This window comes from Clostridium sp. SHJSY1, from assembly GCF_031626875.1.
In the GTDB taxonomy this organism is placed as follows: Bacteria; Bacillota; Clostridia; order Clostridiales; family Clostridiaceae; genus Clostridium.
The window spans coordinates 50,094-69,182 of the sequence record NZ_JANDMF010000030.1; the positions used below are offsets into that span (position 1 = coordinate 50,094).

General features: G+C 28.7%; 21 protein-coding genes and 1 tRNA gene. 5 read left to right on the forward strand and 17 right to left on the reverse strand.

What is annotated here, in order from left to right; all coding sequences use genetic code 11:
* Nucleotides 1-53 precede the first annotated feature (53 nt).
* Together disA and radA are read right to left on the reverse strand one after the other, a co-directional pair.
* The gene (gene disA / locus NNC19_RS14170) at nucleotides 54-1,118 is read right to left on the reverse strand and encodes a DNA integrity scanning diadenylate cyclase DisA (RefSeq protein WP_310939315.1); all 1,065 of its coding nucleotides are present in this window, start codon (nucleotides 1,116-1,118) and stop codon (nucleotides 54-56) included.
* A 13-nt stretch (nucleotides 1,119-1,131) separates the two neighbouring features.
* Nucleotides 1,132-2,499, reverse strand: coding sequence for a DNA repair protein RadA (radA, locus tag NNC19_RS14175; RefSeq protein WP_310939316.1), 1,368 nt, complete (start codon nucleotides 2,497-2,499; stop codon nucleotides 1,132-1,134).
* 430 nt (nucleotides 2,500-2,929) lie between these two features.
* Between radA and NNC19_RS14180 the strand changes: the two genes are divergently transcribed.
* Nucleotides 2,930-3,157 (forward strand): glutaredoxin family protein, encoded by a 228-nt coding sequence (locus tag NNC19_RS14180; protein WP_310939317.1) that lies wholly within the window; start codon nucleotides 2,930-2,932, stop codon nucleotides 3,155-3,157.
* A gap of 41 nt (nucleotides 3,158-3,198) precedes the next feature.
* Here the strand turns inward: NNC19_RS14180 and NNC19_RS14185 are convergent, their stop codons facing one another.
* The 7 genes from NNC19_RS14185 to NNC19_RS14215 all read right to left on the reverse strand — a co-directional run bounded on the left by NNC19_RS14185 (nucleotide 3,199) and on the right by NNC19_RS14215 (nucleotide 10,511).
* Nucleotides 3,199-4,659, reverse strand: a complete 1,461-nt coding sequence (locus tag NNC19_RS14185; protein WP_310939318.1) for an NADP-dependent glyceraldehyde-3-phosphate dehydrogenase — start codon at nucleotides 4,657-4,659, stop codon at nucleotides 3,199-3,201.
* 15 nt (nucleotides 4,660-4,674) lie between these two features.
* A complete protein-coding gene (locus tag NNC19_RS14190; protein ID WP_310939319.1) occupies nucleotides 4,675-4,899 on the reverse strand; it encodes a glutaredoxin domain-containing protein in 225 nt (74 codons plus the stop codon).
* 16 nt (nucleotides 4,900-4,915) lie between these two features.
* The gene (gene trxB / locus NNC19_RS14195; RefSeq protein ID WP_310939320.1) at nucleotides 4,916-5,839 is read right to left on the reverse strand and encodes a thioredoxin-disulfide reductase; all 924 of its coding nucleotides are present in this window, start codon (nucleotides 5,837-5,839) and stop codon (nucleotides 4,916-4,918) included.
* A 170-nt stretch (nucleotides 5,840-6,009) separates the two neighbouring features.
* Entirely contained in the window at nucleotides 6,010-8,487 is a 2,478-nt protein-coding gene (locus NNC19_RS14200) for an ATP-dependent Clp protease ATP-binding subunit (RefSeq protein ID WP_310939321.1), read from the reverse strand.
* 21 nt (nucleotides 8,488-8,508) lie between these two features.
* Nucleotides 8,509-9,534, reverse strand: coding sequence for a protein arginine kinase (locus NNC19_RS14205; protein WP_310939322.1), 1,026 nt, complete (start codon nucleotides 9,532-9,534; stop codon nucleotides 8,509-8,511).
* On the reverse strand, nucleotides 9,506-10,042 hold the full coding sequence (locus NNC19_RS14210; protein WP_310939323.1) for a UvrB/UvrC motif-containing protein: 537 nt from the start codon (nucleotides 10,040-10,042) through the stop codon (nucleotides 9,506-9,508). Before NNC19_RS14210 ends, NNC19_RS14205 begins: the two co-directional genes overlap by 29 nt.
* A 13-nt stretch (nucleotides 10,043-10,055) precedes the next feature.
* Nucleotides 10,056-10,511: a CtsR family transcriptional regulator gene (locus NNC19_RS14215; protein WP_310939324.1), complete on the reverse strand. Its 456-nt coding sequence runs from the start codon at nucleotides 10,509-10,511 to the stop codon at nucleotides 10,056-10,058.
* 160 nt (nucleotides 10,512-10,671) lie between these two features.
* Between NNC19_RS14215 and NNC19_RS14220 the strand changes: the two genes are divergently transcribed.
* Nucleotides 10,672-11,325 carry an MBL fold metallo-hydrolase gene (locus NNC19_RS14220; protein ID WP_310939325.1) on the forward strand — a complete coding sequence of 218 codons (654 nt, stop codon included), beginning with the start codon at nucleotides 10,672-10,674 and terminating at the stop codon, nucleotides 11,323-11,325.
* A gap of 39 nt (nucleotides 11,326-11,364) precedes the next feature.
* Here NNC19_RS14220 and NNC19_RS14225 read toward each other — a convergent pair whose 3' ends face one another.
* From NNC19_RS14225 to tmk, 6 genes are all read right to left on the reverse strand, one after another.
* Nucleotides 11,365-11,535 carry a 4Fe-4S binding protein gene (locus NNC19_RS14225; protein WP_310939326.1) on the reverse strand — a complete coding sequence of 57 codons (171 nt, stop codon included), beginning with the start codon at nucleotides 11,533-11,535 and terminating at the stop codon, nucleotides 11,365-11,367.
* 97 nt (nucleotides 11,536-11,632) lie between these two features.
* A complete protein-coding gene (locus tag NNC19_RS14230; RefSeq protein WP_310939327.1) occupies nucleotides 11,633-11,836 on the reverse strand; it encodes a heavy-metal-associated domain-containing protein in 204 nt (67 codons plus the stop codon).
* 11 nt (nucleotides 11,837-11,847) lie between these two features.
* A complete protein-coding gene (locus tag NNC19_RS14235) occupies nucleotides 11,848-12,753 on the reverse strand; it encodes a stage 0 sporulation family protein (RefSeq protein ID WP_310939328.1) in 906 nt (301 codons plus the stop codon).
* A 3-nt stretch (nucleotides 12,754-12,756) separates the two neighbouring features.
* Nucleotides 12,757-13,683 carry a DNA polymerase III subunit delta' gene (locus NNC19_RS14240; RefSeq protein WP_310939329.1) on the reverse strand — a complete coding sequence of 309 codons (927 nt, stop codon included), beginning with the start codon at nucleotides 13,681-13,683 and terminating at the stop codon, nucleotides 12,757-12,759.
* Between the two features lie 19 nt (nucleotides 13,684-13,702).
* On the reverse strand, nucleotides 13,703-14,032 hold the full coding sequence (locus NNC19_RS14245; protein ID WP_310939330.1) for a cyclic-di-AMP receptor: 330 nt from the start codon (nucleotides 14,030-14,032) through the stop codon (nucleotides 13,703-13,705).
* A gap of 80 nt (nucleotides 14,033-14,112) precedes the next feature.
* A complete protein-coding gene (gene tmk, locus NNC19_RS14250) occupies nucleotides 14,113-14,742 on the reverse strand; it encodes a dTMP kinase (protein ID WP_310939331.1) in 630 nt (209 codons plus the stop codon).
* A 164-nt stretch (nucleotides 14,743-14,906) separates the two neighbouring features.
* On the opposite strand from tmk, the gene NNC19_RS14255 reads away from it, so the two are divergent.
* The 3 genes from NNC19_RS14255 to NNC19_RS14265 all read left to right on the forward strand — a co-directional run bounded on the left by NNC19_RS14255 (nucleotide 14,907) and on the right by NNC19_RS14265 (nucleotide 18,099).
* On the forward strand, nucleotides 14,907-16,067 hold the full coding sequence (locus tag NNC19_RS14255) for a M20 family peptidase (protein ID WP_310939332.1): 1,161 nt from the start codon (nucleotides 14,907-14,909) through the stop codon (nucleotides 16,065-16,067).
* Between the two features lie 91 nt (nucleotides 16,068-16,158).
* Complete coding sequence (locus tag NNC19_RS14260) at nucleotides 16,159-17,103, forward strand: magnesium transporter CorA family protein (protein ID WP_310939333.1); 945 nt, start codon at nucleotides 16,159-16,161, stop codon at nucleotides 17,101-17,103.
* A gap of 78 nt (nucleotides 17,104-17,181) precedes the next feature.
* Complete coding sequence (locus tag NNC19_RS14265; RefSeq protein WP_310939334.1) at nucleotides 17,182-18,099, forward strand: LD-carboxypeptidase; 918 nt, start codon at nucleotides 17,182-17,184, stop codon at nucleotides 18,097-18,099.
* A 126-nt stretch (nucleotides 18,100-18,225) separates the two neighbouring features.
* Here the strand turns inward: NNC19_RS14265 and NNC19_RS14270 are convergent, their stop codons facing one another.
* Both NNC19_RS14270 and NNC19_RS14275 read right to left on the reverse strand, forming a co-directional pair.
* Nucleotides 18,226-18,435, reverse strand: a complete 210-nt coding sequence (locus NNC19_RS14270; RefSeq protein ID WP_310939335.1) for a hypothetical protein — start codon at nucleotides 18,433-18,435, stop codon at nucleotides 18,226-18,228.
* A 500-nt stretch (nucleotides 18,436-18,935) separates the two neighbouring features.
* Nucleotides 18,936-19,009: transfer RNA gene (locus tag NNC19_RS14275), tRNA-Cys, on the reverse strand.
* Nucleotides 19,010-19,089: the final 80 nt, after the last annotated feature.

Consider the following 19,089-nt stretch of genomic DNA (forward strand, 5'->3'; position numbering starts at 1 on the left):
AGGATTGTTATAAAATTACTTTAATTCATTTTATAACAATCCTTAATAAAGAATTATAATTGCTTGTTAAGATAAACTTGTTCACTTATTCTTTTTAAGCCTGATCGTATTGTTCTTGCTCTAGCTTCTCCAATTCCTTCTACTTTATCTAAATCATCTATTTCTGCTTCTATTATACTTGTCAGATCTTTAAATTCTCTAATTAAATTTTCTATTACATTAGAAGGTATTCTTTGAACCTTACTTAATACTCTATATCCTTTTGGAGATATTAGCGTTTCAACCAAAGGCTCTCCCCCATAACCAATCACTCTGCCAATAGCTTCTAAATCTAATAATTCACTTTGAGACAATTTTTGAATATTTTTATATACATCATTCGACTTCATTCCATCTACTAGGTAATCTTTTATTAATAAAATTCCATCTCGTTCTATATTTTTGGCTAATTCATTTAATTGCATAGAAATCAATCTACCTTCATTTCCAAGTTCTAATATGTAAATTTCTATTTCTTCAACAATTCTCAACACCATCTCTGTTCTTTGAATAGCTGTTACAACATCAAATAATGTAGTTAAGTCTTGAAATTCCAATAAATTCAAGTTATTAACTAATCGTTCTAATACAGTAACATATTTCTCAAGTGTTTGAATTGCTTGATTTGCTTTCTCTAATATTACACTACTTTCTCTCAAGACATACTTAATATCACCTTTATAAACAGTTATCATGTTTCTTCTTTGTGAAATAGCTACTACAATATCTCCTGTTTGTTTAGCAACTCTATGAGCTGTTCTATGTCTAGTTCCTGTTTCAAAAGTTGCTATAGATGAATCTGGTAACAACTGTATATTCGCAGAGATTATTTTCTTTAAATCTTTACTTAAAATTATTGCTCCATCCATCTTAGCTAGTTCATAAACATATGCAGCAGTATATTCAGAATTTATTAAAAAACCACCATCAGCAATTTTCATAATCTCTTCACTATCACTTAAAACCAATAACCCTCCAGTCTTAGCTTTTAAAATATTTTCAAGACCTTCTCTTAAGGCTGTTCCTGGACACATTATTTTCAATATCTTTTGTATTTCTAAATCTTTTTCTAACCTCATATACCCACCTCACTTATAAAACTTTTCCTATTACTTCTCTTAAGTTATTAACCCCTATTATATTTATTCCTACATTTTTTATTTTATCTTTATTTCTATAAGGTAAAATTGCATACTCAAAGCCCATTTTTTCAGCTTCATTTACTAATCTATCAGCAGAATTGATAGGTCGTATTTCTCCTGTCAACCCTACTTCTCCAATTATCATTACCTTTGGCAAAGAGACACCCTTGTTCTTAGCACTTGATAATAAAGCTATTGCTAAACCTAAATCTGCAGTTGTTCCTTCTATATTTAATCCACCTACCACATTAACATAAACATCATGATTATAAAATGGGACTCTTAATTTTTTCTCTAAAACTGCAAGTATTAAACTTAACCTTTGATTATCTATCCCTACTGCAGTTCGCCTTGGCATTGGTGCATTAGTTTGAGTAACTAATGCTTGTATTTCTACTAATATAGGCCTAGTTCCTTCCATAATTCCTATTACAACAGAACCTTCTTGATTAAAGGTAGTATCTTCTAAGAACATTTTAGAAGGATCATATATCTCAACAAGTCCCTCTTGTTGCATTTCAAACACCCCTATTTCACTTGTTGTTCCAAAACGGTTCTTCATCGTTCTTAGTATTCTAAATTCTTCTGTTCTTTCACCTTGAAAATATAAAACAGTATCAACCATATGTTCCAAAACCCTAGGTCCTGCCAATTCTCCTTGCTTAGTTACATGAGCTACTATAAAAAGTGGTATATTATTATTCTTTCCTATTCTCATAATCTGATTTGAACACTCTTTTACTTGAGAGACACTTCCTGGTGCAGATGTAACCCCTTCTTTATATATAGTTTGAATAGAATCTATTATTACAAATATAGGCTTAACTTCATCTATATATGCTTCTATAGTATCCAAATTCGTTTCTGATACTATATATAAGTTGTTAGATGTTGCCCCTAATCTATCTCCTCTAATTTTTATTTGCTCTTCTGATTCCTCACCTGATACATATAATACTTTACCATAACTAGTTGCTATATTATTGGCAGTTTGAAGTAGCAATGTTGATTTTCCTATACCAGGATCTCCTGATATAAGAGTCAATGATCCTTTTACTAGTCCTCCACCTAAAACCCTATCTAATTCTTTTAAATTTGTTTTGAATCGTTCTTTATTTCCAGATTTGATATCCATAATGCTTTTTGGCATATTCTCTGGAAGAATTTTTTTGGTTACCTTAGCTTTATTACTTGTTAAATTTTCTTTAACTTCTTCAACAAAGGTATTCCAAGCATTACAAGAAGGGCACTTCCCAAGCCATCTTGGTGACTCATATCCACATTGTTGACATGTAAATATTGATTTAATTTTTGCCATTAATACTCCTCTTCTCTAATAAAACTAAGAAAACTATAACATTATTTTCCCTTTAATAATAACATAAATTCTGAAACCATTAATAGTTATTACATCAATTTATTTAAATATTATTAAATAATAAAATAAATTTCTTATATATTACCATAAATTATTAAAATATCAATATATTCTTTCAATAAGTTAATATACATTAAATAGAATAAAAATTAAATTACAAACAAATACTAAAGAATGATATTACTATTTATAGAAATATTATTAAATTTCTAAGGTATAATAAAAAAATATAATTAATTTTTATTCACATTAAAAAAATTCTATTAATAACATGTCAAAAGTTATTAATATACATATTATATATTGTAAAAGTCAAAAAAAAAGAGTAATCTATTATTAAATAATAATTGTAATTAAGGAGGTATTTAATATGATAAAAGTATATACTACTAATTCCTGTCCTTGGTGTGTTAAGGCTAAGAATTATTTAAAATCAAAGAATATAGCATTTGAAGAATATAATGTAGGCGAAGATATGTCTGCAAGAGAAGAAATGCTAAAAAAATCTAAGCAAATGGGAGTACCTGTTTTAGACATAAATGGGACTGTTATTATTGGTTTTGATAAACCAGCTATTGATACAGCATTAGATAAATAAAAAAATAAGACTAGAGCCGTTATTGCTCTAGTCTTATTTTTTTAATTGTTAATATTTATTACAACTGCCTTAGGTCTTGACATAGCTTCTATAGAATACCTAATACCTTGAGTCCCTAATCCTGATGCTTTAACTCCTAAAAACGGAAAATGATCAGGCCCTCTTTCTGTTTTATTATTCACTTGAACAGTTCCTACCTCTAATCTATCTGAAACATAAAAAGCTTCATTTATGTTATTAGTAAAAACAGCTGATTGAAGCCCATATTCTGACTGATTGGCTATTTCTATTGCTTCATCCTTATCCTTTACCCTTATTATTGGTAAAACGGGGCCAAATGGTTCTTCCCAAGCTAATCTCATTTCTCTTGTTACATTATCAAATAGTGTAGGATATATTATATTTCCCTCTCTATTCCCACCAACCACAAGAGTTGCTCCCTTTTCTCTAGCATCCTTAATAAGTCCTTCTACAAAATCAACTGCTTTTTCATTAATTAAAGGGACAACGTCAGCATCACCTTCAAGAGGGTTGCCTACCTTAAGTTTTTTAATATCTCTCTTTAAAATATCAACTAACTTATCTGCAATTGTATCTATAACTAAAATTCTCTTAACTGCTGTGCATCTTTGTCCTGAATAAGAAAATGCACCTGCTACTATATTTTTAGCTGTTAATTCAAGATCTGCATCTTCTAAAACAATTGCAGCATCTTTTCCTCCAAGTTCCATAAGTAATGGAACCATATTAGTTATAGAAGAAATTCTTTTTCCTACTTCAGTACTTCCTGTAAAGTTTATAAAATTTATTTCTGGATGAGTTACAACATAATCTCCAATTTCACTTCCTTTACCTGTTATGGAATTTAACGCTCCACTTGGAAGACCTGCCTCTTGAAATATCTTTACTAAATGTAAAGCTGTAATACTCCCTTGTGTTGCTGGTTTTAATACTACTGTATTCCCAGCCATAAGTGCTGGAGCTATTTTAGATGCTGCCAAATTAAGAGGATAGTTAAATGGAGATATAGCAAGAACTACTCCTAAAGGTTCCCTAGTTACTACAGATACCTTATCTCTTTTATATCCCGGAAAACTTTCAGCAGGCAAACTTTCTCCTGCAATATTTTTAGCTGTATCTGCAGTAAATCTAATAAAATCTGCAGTTCTTATAATTTCTGACTTAGCACTTTTTTTATCTTTTGCAACTTCATGCATCATTATATTAGCTAACTCTTCTACTGTATCTTCTAAAATATCTGCAACCTTATGGAGAACTTTTGCCTTTTCACTTATCGGAACCAATTTCCAAGCCCTTTGTGCTTCTTTTGCGACTCTGATAGCTTTATCAACTTCCCCAGTATTCATAGCTCCAACTTTTCCAACCAAGCTTCCATCAACTGGTGAATTAATTTCAATCAACTTACTATCATCTGCAATTACCCAATCTCCTCCAATTAAATTTTTATAAATTTTATCTTTGCTACATAAATTATTAAACATTTTTTCACCTCAATCTTAACCTAAAATTTTATCTATTTTATCTTTATCAAAGCCAACCACAACTTTTCCATTATACTCCATAACTGGTACAGACCTTTGTCCTGAGACTTTAAATACTTCCTCTCTATCTTCATGTTTATCTGCAACATTTATTTCCTGAAATTTTACCCCTTTGATATCTAAATATTTCTTTAATTTTACACACCATGGACACCAAGATGTTGAATAAATTTTTATCATAATATGCTCTCCTAATCTACTTTATATATTTTTCTACCTCTAATGCTGCTATAGTTCCATCTGCCACTGCAGTAGTTATCTGTCTATACACTTTATCTCTAACATCACCAGCTGCAAATACACCTGGTATATTAGTCTTCATACTTTCATCTGTTATAATATATCCATTTGAAGTTAAATCAATGTATTCTTCTACTTCCTTAGTCTTAGGTTCTGTTCCAATATATCCAAATACAGCATCTATTTCTATCTCTCGTTCTCCATTTGTAAGAGTATTTCTTAATATTGCTTTCTTAACAAAATTTTCACCTGTAACATCTACAAGGTCTTCATTGTACAAAATTTCTATTTTAGGATTATTTACAGCTTCATCAAATACAGATCTCTCACCTCTAAAATAATCATACCTTCTTATTATATAAACTTTCTTTGCAAATTTTGATAAAAACACAGCTTCTTCTAAGGCTGCATTTCCACCACCTACAACCCCTACAATTTTATCTGAATATATTGCCCCATCACAAACAGCACAATAATGAATTCCCTTTCCTGAAAATTTTTCTTCACTTGGAATAGGTAACTTTTTAGGTGTTGCACCTGTTGCTATAATAACTGACTTAGTATTATAAATATAATTTTCAGTTTCTATTATTTTTTTATCTTCAGATAAATCTAGATTTAATATTGGATCAAACTCATCAATTAAAGCTCCTGCTTGTTCTGCTTGTTCCTGCATCTTATCTGCTAATGATGCTCCATCTATTTCTTTAAATCCCGGATAATTTTCTATTAGATAACTATTTCTAACCTGCCCTCCTAAAAAAGCATTCTCTAAAAGAATCATATTTACCTTAGCCCTAGCAGCATATATAGCAGCTGTTAGTCCAGCTGGTCCTCCCCCTAAAATCACCAAATCTATATCTTTAACTTCCTTACTCATATATGTCACTCCTTTATTATATTTTATCACATTATTTTTATTAATCAATAATAATTATTCTTTAATAATATATGCTTTAATTTATATAATTATTATTTCACTTATATTAATGTATTATCATAAAAAAGTTGCTACAAAAAAATATTTGTAACAACTTTTAATTTATTATTCTAACTATGCACTGTATCTTCAGCACCTTCTACTGATATTTCCTTAATTGTAGTAAAAGCAAGCTTATCTTCTTCTACTGATACTAGAAGACTATCTCCCATACTGACATTTCCACGTAAAAGTTCTTCACTTAATCTATCTTCCACTTCTTTAGTTATAACTCTTCTTAATGGCCTAGCCCCATTCTCTAAGTCAGTTCCTTTTTTTAATAAGAAGTCCTTACAAGACTTAGTAAATTCTAAACTAATACCATTTTCTTTAATTCTTTTACTTATAGAATTTAACATGATATCCACTATTGATAACATATCTTCTTTTGTTAACTTATGGAATACAATAGTATCATCTATTCTATTTAAAAATTCTGGTCTAAAACTTCTTTTAAGTTCCTCAATTATATTTTCTTTCATCTTTTCATATTCTGTTTCCTCATTTGTATCAATAGCAAATCCCATCATTTTTTGTTTCTTAATCGAATGAGCTCCAACATTTGATGTCATAATAATAATTGTATTTTTAAAATTAACAACTTTTCCTTTTCCATCTGTTAATCTTCCATCTTCCATAATTTGCAATAATATATTAAATACATCTGAATGTGCTTTTTCAATTTCATCTAATAGCACAACAGAATATGGCTTTCTTCTAACTGCTTCAGTTAGTTGTCCTCCCTCTTCATATCCTACATATCCTGGAGGCGCTCCAATCAACCTAGATACAGAGTGTTTTTCCATATACTCTGACATGTCAATTCTAATAATATTATTTTCATCTGCAAACATGGCTTCAGCAAGCGCCTTACAAAGTTCTGTTTTTCCAACTCCTGTTGGTCCTAAAAATATAAAACTACCTATAGGCCTTTTTTCATCTCTAAGTCCAACTCTTGCTCTTCTAACTGCTCTAGATACAGCTTTAACAGCTTCATTTTGTCCAATTACTCTTTGATGAAGTATTTCTTCTAATTTTAAAAGTTTATCACTTTCTTTTTCTGTAAGCTTCTCAACTGGAATTTTAGTCCAACTTGCAACTACCTTTGCAATATTCTCCCCAGTAACAGTCAGAGCTTTGACTGAATTCTGTGTATTCCAATCATTTTTTATATTATAAAGTTTTTCTTTTAATCTTTTTTCATCATCTCTAAGTGCCGCTGCCTTTTCAAAGTCTTGAATCCTTATTGCATCTTCTTTTTCCTTTATAACATCATCTATGCTCAATTCGATTTCTTTTAAGTCTGGTGGGGCAGATAAATTTTCTATACGAACTTTAGCTGCTGCTTCATCCATAAGATCTATTGCTTTATCTGGCATAAACCTATCTGTTATATATTTATCTGCCATGTCAACAGCTACATTTAAAGCTTCATCACATATCGTAACTCTATGATGGTCTTCATATTTTTCTCTTAGTCCTTTTAAAATTTTTAAAGTTTCTTCTTTTGTTGGTTCTCCAACATTTACAGGCTGAAATCTTCTCTCAAGAGCAGCATCTTTTTCAATATATTTTCTATATTCCTCTATTGTTGTAGCTCCTATACATTGAATTTCTCCCCTTGCTAGAGCTGGCTTTAATATGTTTGATGCATCTATAGCACCTTCTGCTCCCCCTGCCCCAATTATAGTATGAATCTCATCAATAAATACAATAACATTATTGTTATTTCTTATTTCTTCCATGACCTTTTTTAATCTCTCTTCAAATTCACCTCTATATTTTGCACCTGCTATCATTCCACTTAAATCAAGGCTAACCACTCTTTTATTTTTTAGTATCTCTGGTATATTTCCATCAACTATTCTTTGCGCTAATCCCTCAACTACAGCTGTCTTACCTACTCCAGGTTCTCCAATTAAACATGGATTATTTTTTATTCTTCTACATAATATTTCTAAAACCCTTTGATTTTCTGAATCTCTACCTATAACTGGATCTAAATTACCTTCTTCTGCAAGCTTTGTCAAGTCTCTGCTATATTGATTAAGTAATGGAGTCTTTTTTTCCTTTACTACTGGTTCTTCTCCATCAATTACTTGATCAACTTCCTTTTCTGATAGAAGTGCCATTAACTCCTTTTTCAATTCTTTAAAATCCAAATCTAACTTACTTAAAATTGTATATGCAACTCCATCTTGCTCTTTTATTAACGCAAGTAATAAGTGTTCAGGACTAACATATTTATGATTCAAATTCTTTGCTTCTATAAAGCTCTCATCAAATAATCTTTTTGTTCTTGGAGTAAGTAACAATTCCCCTTTTGGCATCAATACTTCACCAAAACCTAAATAATCTTCAATTAAATTACGAACTAACTCTATTTCTATACCAAATTTACTTAAAAGCTTTTTAGCATCTCCTCCCTCTTCCATAAGGCCAAGGAGTATATGCTCTGTACCTATATATCCATGTTTAAATTTTTGTGATTCTTTCTGAGCTCCTAATATAACAAGTTGAGCTCTTTCTGTAAATTTTCCGTATGGCATAATACACCTCCAAAATATTCCTCAAATTAATCTCTCTTTTACTATATTTGCCCTGTAAATATCTTGCTCCACATTTCTTGTACCTTTTGGTAACCTTATTTGTATAACAGAATTTCTAGTATCTATAAGTAAATTGTTTAATACCTTTTTACTTATATCTAATAAACCCATTTCAGTCCCTAGTCTTAGATAAGATAGTAAATCTAGAATTTCCTTGGGTTTAATCAGTTTAGCATTTTTCATAATCCCATATGATCTAAATATTTTATCTTCAAGTTCATATTTATATTCATCATCTACAAGTTCTCTAAACTTCTTTTCTTGGTTTATTATATTATTAACAATGCCTTCTAAATTACTGATTATCTCTAACTCTTTAATTCCTAAAGTAATTTGGTTATATATTTCATATATATTTCCCCAAGCCTTAGAACTTTCTAAGTACAATCCCTCAATATTAATACCAACTTTATTAAGTCCATTAGTTATATTAGGTATTTCTTCACTTATTGTTAAGGCAGGTAAATGTATCATTACTGATGCTTTAAGCCCAGTTCCAACATTAATTGGAGAAGAAGTTAAATATCCTAAATTTTCATCAAAAGCATATGGCATTACTTCTTCAATACAGTCATCTATCTTATTTACATAGTTATATGCATTTTTTAAATCTAATCCATCTACTATACATTGTATTCTTAAATTATCCTCTTCATTTATCATTACTGATAAAGTTTCATTTTTATTAATAATGACTGCACTTCTATCTCTTCTTTTTATTAATGCCTCACTTATTAAATACTTTTCTAGATATACTTTTAAACAATCAATATCATGTTCCCAAAACTTTATAAGTACAAATTCTTCATCTTCCATTCTTTTCGATAATATCTCAAATATCTTATCAACATTATTTCTAGCCTCTTCTATTTTCATCTTATCTGTAAATAAAGATTCATAAAAATTTCTGGCAATACAAACTTTACTACTTATTACTACTTCTTGAGCTGCTGCCTCACTATTTATCCAATTTTTTATCACTTTCATTTTCCCCCCTTAAGGATTCTAATGACTTAATCTCATCTCTTAAAGTAGCAGCTCTTTCATATTCTTCTTTTATAACTGCCCTTTGCAATTCTTCCTTTAACTTTTTAATTCTTTTCCTTTGGATAACTTCAGTTCCTTTTCTAACAGGAATTTTTCCTATGTGTTCTAAATCTCCTTGAATTCTTTTTATTCTTGGTATTAAAAAATCTTCAAAACTTTCATAGCATTTACTACAGCCTAATTGCCCGCTCTTCTTAAATTGCGAATAGGTTAACCCACAATTTTTACATACTATTTCAATTTTTTTCTTTTTATCTAATGTTTCAAAAAATCCACTTATAATATTTTGAAATGGTAATCCATTTCCATCACTAATAGACGCCTTTAGAGGTATGTCTGACAATTCTTTCGCGCATTTTTCACACAACCATGTTTCTGTCTTTTGTCCATTAATAAGTTTAATTAAATGAATCTTTGCTTCTTCTTTATTACATCTTTCACATAGCACTTCTCATTCCCCCTTAAGATAAGATAACTATAAGCATAGACTTCAAAATATCTGCTCTTACTTTATTTCTATTTTCTGTATTAGCTAAAGTTCTATCATTTATAACCATTTTCATTAATTCCGATTCTCTTATTGTTATTAAATTTGCTTCTACTAAACTTTCAATTAAAGATAATGCATTACTATTTGTAATAGAATTTCCTATAAAATCATATAAGAGATTATTTCTCTCTTCTGAGCCATCATAGCTTAATTGCTTTATTACAATACAGCCGCCCCCCCCACGTCTACTTTCTATAACATATCCTCTCTCATATGTAAATCTAGTAGTTAATACATAATTAATTTGTGATGGAGCACAACTAAATTGATCTGCCAACTCATTTCTTTGAATTTGAACTTGTTCTCCACCATTCTCGTTAAGCATATTTTTTATAAAATTCTCAATTATATCTGAAAGTCTTGCCATAATATCACCTTCTTAAACTCCTGTTTTTGACTTACCTTGACCTTTTGATTTTATATTAATATTAATTCTTATTTTTTTCAAGTTTTATTATTACCTTTATGTTTAAATTTATTATCTTTAGGGAAAATATAACTTATATAATCTATACTAGGAGGCTTATATGTTAATAAAATGGTTTGGTGAATGTTCATTTTTACTACAAGATTCTCTTGGAAGGAGAATTATTACAGACCCACCTACTACAATTCCAATAGAAAATTTATTAGACTTACATCCAAATGTAATTACTTTGAGCCATTTTTGTTCTGATTCTCTCAATGATATAATTAATGAAAAAAAAATTCAATTGGTAAATAGAGCAACTTCATATACCTTTAACTTTTCCAATATTCTTGGAATACCTTCATTTCAAGATGATATTAAAGGACAAAAAAGAGGCCCTAATATTATATATAAATATATGTTTGATGATTTAAAGATTTGTAATCTAGGATATTTAGGACACGAACTTTCTGATAACACTCTACATTCTCTAGGACAGATTGACATTCTTTTTATTCCTATTGGGGGTAATTTTACTCTCAACTTTGTTAAAGCAACTAAATTAATTAATAAACTTAATCCTAAAATTATCATTCCTATGTATTATAGAACTCCTAATTCCTTAATTTATATAGATAGTTGTAAAAACTTTATTATCTCAATGAAGTCTATACTAAAAATTGATGAATATTCATTTGATACTTCCTCATTAGACTCAAATTCATTTCCTATAACAATAATTTTAAAAGAAAGTAAATTAAATACCCAATAAAAAAAGGTCGTCTAAACGACGACCTTTTATTTCACCAGATTATGCTTGTTCTGGAGCTCCTACTGGACAAACATTTGCACAGTTTCCACAATCAATACAAGTATCTGCATCGATAACGAATTGAGTATCTCCTTGAGTTATAGCATTAACTGGACATTCTGAAGCACAAGCACCACAGCTTACACAAGAGTCATTAATTGCGAATGCCATTAAAAACACCTCCTAAATAATTATGGTTATTACACCACAATTATTTTATCATGTTTCATAATCTTTTAAAAGTCATTTTATAAAAAATAAATTAATACTACAATATCATATATCCTAAATTTTCAATACATTCTATCACCTTATCTATATTTAACCATGTATCATTATATATGATTTGTATTTCTTTCTTTTGAATAGATATCTCACATGCAATGATTCCTTCATTTGAAGTTATTGCTCTTTGAATTTTAGAAACATCACTTTGATTATTTATATTATGCACCTTAAGTACAGCCTTCACAAAACTCCCTCCTACTTTTCTTTGAATAATTCCTTAATTAATTTTTTGTCTTCTTCTGATTCTATTTCTAACTTAATATCTTTCTCATCAATAGAATCTTCATAACTTCCTGATATAAGTTTAATTGTTGAAATATTAAAATCTTTTAATACCTCTTCATCTCCAATTCTAAGTTTTACCCTTATTGATTCTTTTACTGTGTTATTTGAGATAACTTCACCTTCTCCATCTTCAGTTTCAACTACAGATCCTACTTTAGGCAAATGCTTTCTTATACTCTCATATGTACTTTGTTCATAATTTAAACAACACATTAATCTACCACATATTCCTGATATCTTTGTTGGGTTTAATGATAAATTTTGCTCCTTAGCCATCTTTATAGATACTGATGCAAAATCTCCTAGAAATGATGAGCAACACATAGACCTTCCACAAGGACCTAATCCCCCTATCATTTTAGCTTCATCTCTTACCCCAATCTGTCTAAGTTCTATTCTTGTCTTAAATATTGTAGCTAAATCTTTAACAAGCTCTCTAAAATCTACTCTTCCATCTGCTGTAAAATAGAAAATCACCTTATTATTATCAAAAGTATATTCAACATCGATAAGTTTCATTTCAAGGCCATGTTCTTCTATCTTTTTTAGACATATATTTAATGCCTCTTCTTCTTTACTTTTGTTTTCTTTATGTTTTAATATATCTTTATGATCTGCAACTCTTAAAACGCTCTTTAATGGTGCAATAATGTCTGTCTCTTCTATGCTCTTAACTCCTATTACACATTCTCCAAATTCGATGCCTCTAGCAGTCTCAACAACAACATAGTCACCTTTATGTATTTTTAATGATCCAGGACTAAAATAATATACTTTGCCTGCCTTTTTAAACCTCACACCTACTACTTCTATCATTAATTAACCCTCCAAAAATCCTATAAGCATAATGCTTATAACCATAGAATAACTTATATTATTCTCGAAATTACTTCTTGCTTCTTCTATATTTTTTAACATTGAATTTAACCTGTTATAAGATAATTCTGATGATAATCTACTGATATCATCTAACTTATCCAAATTTATAATATTAGTTTTATTTCTTAACTCTTTATAAACAATAATATCTCTAATAAAAGAAGCTATCAAATTTAACAATTCATATTTATCATTTTTATGCTTGTTAAATTTTTCTTCATATTCTAGTACAACATTATTATTACTATTAATATCTGTAAGAAATTTAATAATCAATTTTCTCAAATTGCTTAATTCTTCATCATTTAGAATCTTTTCTGCTCTACCAGGAATTCCTTCTCCATAAGCTAAAGCTGTTAAAATCTTTTCTTCATTATTCTCTCCAATACTTTTAATGTACTTAATCATATCTTCTTTATCTAATGGAGTTAACTTATAAATTTGACATCTTGACTTTATAGTATCTAGTAATAACTCTAAACTCTCACTTAATATTATTATATATACACCTTTTGGTGGTTCCTCTATAGTTTTTAACATAGCATTTTGTGCTTGCCCCGTCAACTTATTTCCTTCATGTATTATAATTATCTTCTTATCTCCCTCATAAGGTTTTTTAGAAACTTCTTCTATTATTTTTCTAACTTCATCTACACCAAAGGAAGCTTTTTCTGATTTATAATGAATTATATCCACATAATTATAATCATCATTTTTTCCAAGTATCTTTAAAGCAAACTTTTTAGCAATTAAACTCTTTCCTATTCCATCTGGCCCTACAATAAGATGTGCATGTGAAAGAGTATTTCTATCTACACGTTTCATAAATCCACTAATAATATTTTCAAATCCTATAAACTCCTTCACAATTAACACCTCGCAAATATTATATTCTTATGAATTGATCAACATCTAAAACAAAAATAGTTGCACCTCCAACTTGAACTTCTATTGGATACTGAACATACATCTCTGAGTTTCCTGGAAACGGAGTAGGTGATGCAACTACTTCTTTTCGCTTTTTACATATGTCTTTTATTATTCCTATTACTTCTTCAACCTTTTTCTCTTGAACGCCTACAAGTAAAGTTGTATTTCCCGACTTCAAAAAACCACCTGTTGTTGCAAGCTTAGTTACCCTAAATCCCTTTTCTGTTAAACCTTCTACTACATCAAAAGTGTCATCATCTTGAACTATGGCTATAACCATTTTCATAGTATCAACCTCCATTAATATATAATACCTATCTATATTTTATCATAAAGATGGAGATATTATATTACATAGAAAAATTTTTACTTAATATGTAACATTATAACGTTTTTTACATCTTCAAATACTTCTTCAATAGATTTTGAAGCATCTATCTTTTCAATTTTATGTTTACTATTTTCTAATAAAACTCCATATCCTTTCCTAACTTTTTTGTGAAATTCAATAGTTTCTAAATCTAACCTATTTATTTCTCTTTCTTTATTTTTATTTATTCTATTAAGTCCTTCTTCTGGTTCTAAATCAAACAATATTGAAAGATCAGGAATATAATTTCCTACTGCAAATTTATTTATTTCATATATTTCATTAATTCCAAGTTCTCTAGCAAATCCTTGATATGCTAAAGATGAATCTATAAATCTATCACATAAAACTATTTTCCCACTATTTAAGGCTGGAATAACCTTTTCTACTAGATGTTGTCTTCTAGCAGCTGCATATAATAATGCTTCTGTTTTAGCATCCATAATGGTATTAGATGGATCCAATATTATTGATCTTATATCTTCTGAAATTTTTATTCCACCAGGTTCTCTAGTCTTAATACAATCAATTTCATTTTCATTCATCCAGTTATATATTTTCTCTAATATTGTGCTTTTACCTGATCCTTCTCCTCCTTCAAATACAATAAACAAACCTTTATCCATCCTCTTACCTCTTTCTCATTAAGTCATTTTATTGTTATTATATCATCAATTGACTTCACTCAAAACAATCTTACAAAATATAAATAAATTTATAACTTTCTAAACTAATATTTTTGACCATAATTGTTAAAAATATTAGTAATAATAGTTATGGAGGAAAAAATATGAAACAAGATATGATATCTTTTTTAAATAATATTGAAAGTGAAATAACAGATTTGTGTAACTTTTTATACTCTACCCCTGAAGAAAGTTATAAAGAAATTAAATGTTCAACATATATATGTGAAATTTTATATAAAAATAATTTTACTATCACCAAGAATTACCTTGATATTCCCAATTCATTTTATGCCGTCAAAGGGAATGGACACCCTAAAATCTGTTTTCTTTGCGAATATGATGCTATAGCTGAATATGGCCATATTACAGGACATAATGCACTTACAAGTATATCAGTTAGTGCATCTTTAGCACTAGGTCATGTAATTGATAACATAGGTGGTTCCATAATCATTATAGGATGTTCTGGTGAAAATTTAGGAGGAAGCAAAACAACTATGGTTAAGCAAGAAACTTTTGATGATATTGATATAGTAATGGAATGCCATCCAGATACTATAACCTCTGAAAGTGGAACTTCATCAGCAATAATTCCTTTAAGTGTAAAATATACAGGTAATAGTGAACTAAGTTTTTTGAATAGAGGAATTTATACATCATTAGACTCTATATTACTAACCTTTAATATACTTAATTCTTTAATGAAAGGATTTCCAAAAGATGTTGAAATTAATTCAATTCTATCCAGTGAAAGATATACTCCATTATTAATCCCACTTGAAACAGAAGCAAAATTCTATATAAAAGCAAAGAATAAACAAATTGCAGAACTTACAGAAAGTAAAGTACGTGAAATAGTAAAGTCTGTATCTAGCCTTACTAATATATGCAGTACTATCTCTCTTTACGAATCTCCCAATGAAGAATTAATAACTAATAAAACTTTAAATAGATTATTTAGTCATAACTTAAAGGAAAATGGCATTATTGAAATTAATGGTCCCAAAGATATCCCTACAGGGTTAAGTATAGGTATGGTCAGTCAAAAAGTTCCATGCATCCACCCATATATATCTATAGTAAATAATCCTGAAATACATTATGGTACTAAAGAATTTGCAGATGCAACTATAAGTGATTTTTCATTTTCTCAAATAAGAAAAGCTGCATTAGCACTTGCCTTTACTGGCTTTGATTTAATTGAAAAAAAATCATTACTCTCAGAAGTTAAAAAAGAATTTTTTAGACTTAAAAATTTATAGAACATATTTATTTATACATCTTACCTTCTTTTTCTTTTATAAACCTTACTTAAATAGTATAATTGAACTGTACTACATAGGAGGTTATAATATGATTCAAATTTTAAAAAGTTCTGGTGAACATAATCCAACTTTAGAATTATTAGATAATATAGAGAATGGCTGTTGGATAAATATTGTTGCTCCCTCTGATGAAGAACTAATTTTAACATCAAAGAAGACAGGTGTTCCTTTAGATTTTTTAAAGGCTCCTTTAGATGATGCTGAAACATCTAGAATAGATATTGAAGATAATAATATTATAGTAATTGTAGATATCCCATTTACTGAAATGGAGGATAACTCTTTAACTTATGATACATACCCTTTAGCAATTATATATACTGAAACTCAGTTAATTACTGTATGTTTAAAAAATAGTAAAGTATTAACTGACTTTATTAATGGTAAAATTAAAACCTTCTATACCTTTAAAAAGTCTAGATTTATACTTCAAATACTTAATAGAATATCTACTTATTATCTTTTATACTTACGTCAGATTGACAAAAAAAGTTTAATGATTGAGAAAAGGCTTCATAAATCAATGAAAAATAGAGAATTAATACAACTACATTCTCTTGAAAAATCATTAGTATACTTTTCCACATCACTAAAAGCTAATGAAATAACTTTAGAAAAAATGCTAAAACTTGATATGATCCAAAAATATGAAGATGACAAAGACATTTTAGAAGATGTTATTATTGAAAACAAACAAGCTATTGAAATGACAGAAATATATAGTAATATATTAGCAAGTACCATGGATTTCTTTGCTTCAGTTATATCTAATAATTTAAATATAGTGATGAAAGTCTTAGCTTCAGTTACTATATTAATGTCAATCCCTACAATTATGGGAGGAATATATGGAATGAATATAGCAGTACCATTTATGGATTCCCCACATGCTTTTCTAATAGTTTCTTTGATGACATTAGGAATATGTGCTATTGTTGCTTTTATTCTATTCAAGAAAGATATGTTTAGTTAACAATATAAGAACTTATTCATAATATATATAAGTATTAACAAAGGAGGGCATCAGCTCTCTTTTTTTGGGGGATTTTTTATGTTAAAAGGAAAAGCATTACGTACTGGGGCTACTATAGGAATAATAGCTCCTGCCTCACCTGAAGATAAAGACATTATAAACCAAAAACTTTCTGAATTTCACTCTCTTGGATTTAATATTAAATTAGGATCTCATCTATTTGATAGATATGGCTATTTAGCTGGTTCAGATTTTGATAGAGCTGATGATCTTAATAAAATGTTTTCAGATCCTTTAGTAGATGGAATTGTATGCTTTCGTGGTGGATATGGATCCATAAGAACATTACCTTTTATAAATAAAAAAATAATAAAATCAAATCCAAAATTTTTCTGTGGTTATAGCGATATAACACTACTATTAAATTACTTTGCAAAATTAGGATTAATAACATTTCATGGGCCTATGATAAGCTCAAATTTTAGTCATGAAACTACATTAAATTCATTTATGAATGTTATTTCTAATACTTCTCAAGGCTATAGTTATGATCTTACTTTATACAAGAACATTACCTATATTAATCCTAATTCCTTCACAGGAAAAATTGTTGGTGGAAATTTATCCATGTTATGTTCAGCATTAAATACCCCTTATGAAGTAGATATAAAAAATTCTATACTTTTAATAGAAGATGTAGATGAATCTCCTTATGCTATTGATAGGATGCTTACTCAATTAATATGTAATAAAAAATTTAAAAACTGCAATGGAATATTTTTAGGAAGTTTTAATGGTTGTACATTATCAGATTATTCCAAAAGCCTTAAACTTGAAGAAGTTTTCATTGATAGATTAAAACCTTTAGGTATTCCTATTGTAATTGGATTTCCTTTTGGTCATAGTTATCCTAATCTTACTATTCCTATAGGATGTTATGCTAAATTTTCTTATGATAAAAAGTTATTCACAATAGAAGAAAGTTTTTTAACATAGTTATCCACATTTAAATATTTAACATTTCAACTTTTGTGAATTATTTTTATGCAAAAAGATAATACTGTCTAGTTTCTTTAATTAAGCAGTATTATCTTTCATATTTTTATCGATTTTTTTATAATATTAAAATTTTTTATCTTTTTTTGTTCTTCCTCTAAAAACCCCAATTATAAAACAAATAATTGACATAACTATAATATCTTTTTCATTAAAAGGATTATGCACTAAATATTTAAAATATCCTGAAATTATTCTTAAAAAGCCACTTATTGTAAATCCAAACTTTCCTGAAAATAGTATTGAAAAAATAACTACATTTGGAGCCTGAATCAAACATATTAATCCTAATACAAATCTTATATTCAGATTAAAATTTTATATTTCTATCCTTTTTAAGTAAAATTGAAATCATAATATTTTTATTAAATTCATATATTCCAACTTCATAAATTTCTTCCCAATAAGTTATTTTAACCTTAAATGGAGTAGAATACTTTATATATTCTGAGGTAATTTCAACTCAAATTTTAATATATTTAATTATCACATGAACTTATTAAATATATACATTAAAAAATTAAAACTTTAAATATATTTTGGGATTATGATAGAGAATAATGTGGATTATCTAAAATTGTATAGTTAGAATATATAAAATCTAATGATAATATATTGAGTAAAGCAATAAACTCCTAGCTGTAACTAGGAGTTTATTGCTTTAAAAATATCTTTGTGGCCAGTTAGGCCACACCCAGGCCACATTTCTCACAAAAACTGAAATTTTCATAAAAGTTTAAACCCTTGAAAATGTAGTATTTTCAAGGGTTCTAGTATGGAGGCGCCACCCGGATTTGAACCGGGGATAAAGGTTTTGCAGACCTCTGCCTTACCACTTGGCTATAGCGCCATACCTGGTGGCTCGACCAGGAATCGAACCAGGGACACGAGGATTTTCAGTCCTCTGCTCTACCGACTGAGCTATCGAGC

Coding starts and splice junctions, on each gene's coding strand:
- disA (WP_310939315.1), bottom strand. CDS start 1,118: ATGAGGTTAGAAAAAGATTTAGAAATACAAAAGATATTGAAAATAATG.
- radA (WP_310939316.1), bottom strand. CDS start 2,499: ATGGCAAAAATTAAATCAATATTTACATGTCAACAATGTGGATATGAG.
- NNC19_RS14180 (WP_310939317.1), top strand. CDS start 2,930: ATGATAAAAGTATATACTACTAATTCCTGTCCTTGGTGTGTTAAGGCT.
- NNC19_RS14185 (WP_310939318.1), bottom strand. CDS start 4,659: ATGTTTAATAATTTATGTAGCAAAGATAAAATTTATAAAAATTTAATT.
- NNC19_RS14190 (WP_310939319.1), bottom strand. CDS start 4,899: ATGATAAAAATTTATTCAACATCTTGGTGTCCATGGTGTGTAAAATTA.
- trxB (WP_310939320.1), bottom strand. CDS start 5,839: ATGAGTAAGGAAGTTAAAGATATAGATTTGGTGATTTTAGGGGGAGGA.
- NNC19_RS14200 (WP_310939321.1), bottom strand. CDS start 8,487: ATGCCATACGGAAAATTTACAGAAAGAGCTCAACTTGTTATATTAGGA.
- NNC19_RS14205 (WP_310939322.1), bottom strand. CDS start 9,534: ATGAAAGTGATAAAAAATTGGATAAATAGTGAGGCAGCAGCTCAAGAA.
- NNC19_RS14215 (WP_310939324.1), bottom strand. CDS start 10,511: ATGGCAAGACTTTCAGATATAATTGAGAATTTTATAAAAAATATGCTT.
- NNC19_RS14220 (WP_310939325.1), top strand. CDS start 10,672: ATGTTAATAAAATGGTTTGGTGAATGTTCATTTTTACTACAAGATTCT.
- NNC19_RS14225 (WP_310939326.1), bottom strand. CDS start 11,535: ATGGCATTCGCAATTAATGACTCTTGTGTAAGCTGTGGTGCTTGTGCT.
- NNC19_RS14235 (WP_310939328.1), bottom strand. CDS start 12,753: ATGATAGAAGTAGTAGGTGTGAGGTTTAAAAAGGCAGGCAAAGTATAT.
- NNC19_RS14245 (WP_310939330.1), bottom strand. CDS start 14,032: ATGAAAATGGTTATAGCCATAGTTCAAGATGATGACACTTTTGATGTA.
- tmk (WP_310939331.1), bottom strand. CDS start 14,742: ATGGATAAAGGTTTGTTTATTGTATTTGAAGGAGGAGAAGGATCAGGT.
- NNC19_RS14255 (WP_310939332.1), top strand. CDS start 14,907: ATGAAACAAGATATGATATCTTTTTTAAATAATATTGAAAGTGAAATA.
- NNC19_RS14260 (WP_310939333.1), top strand. CDS start 16,159: ATGATTCAAATTTTAAAAAGTTCTGGTGAACATAATCCAACTTTAGAA.
- NNC19_RS14265 (WP_310939334.1), top strand. CDS start 17,182: ATGTTAAAAGGAAAAGCATTACGTACTGGGGCTACTATAGGAATAATA.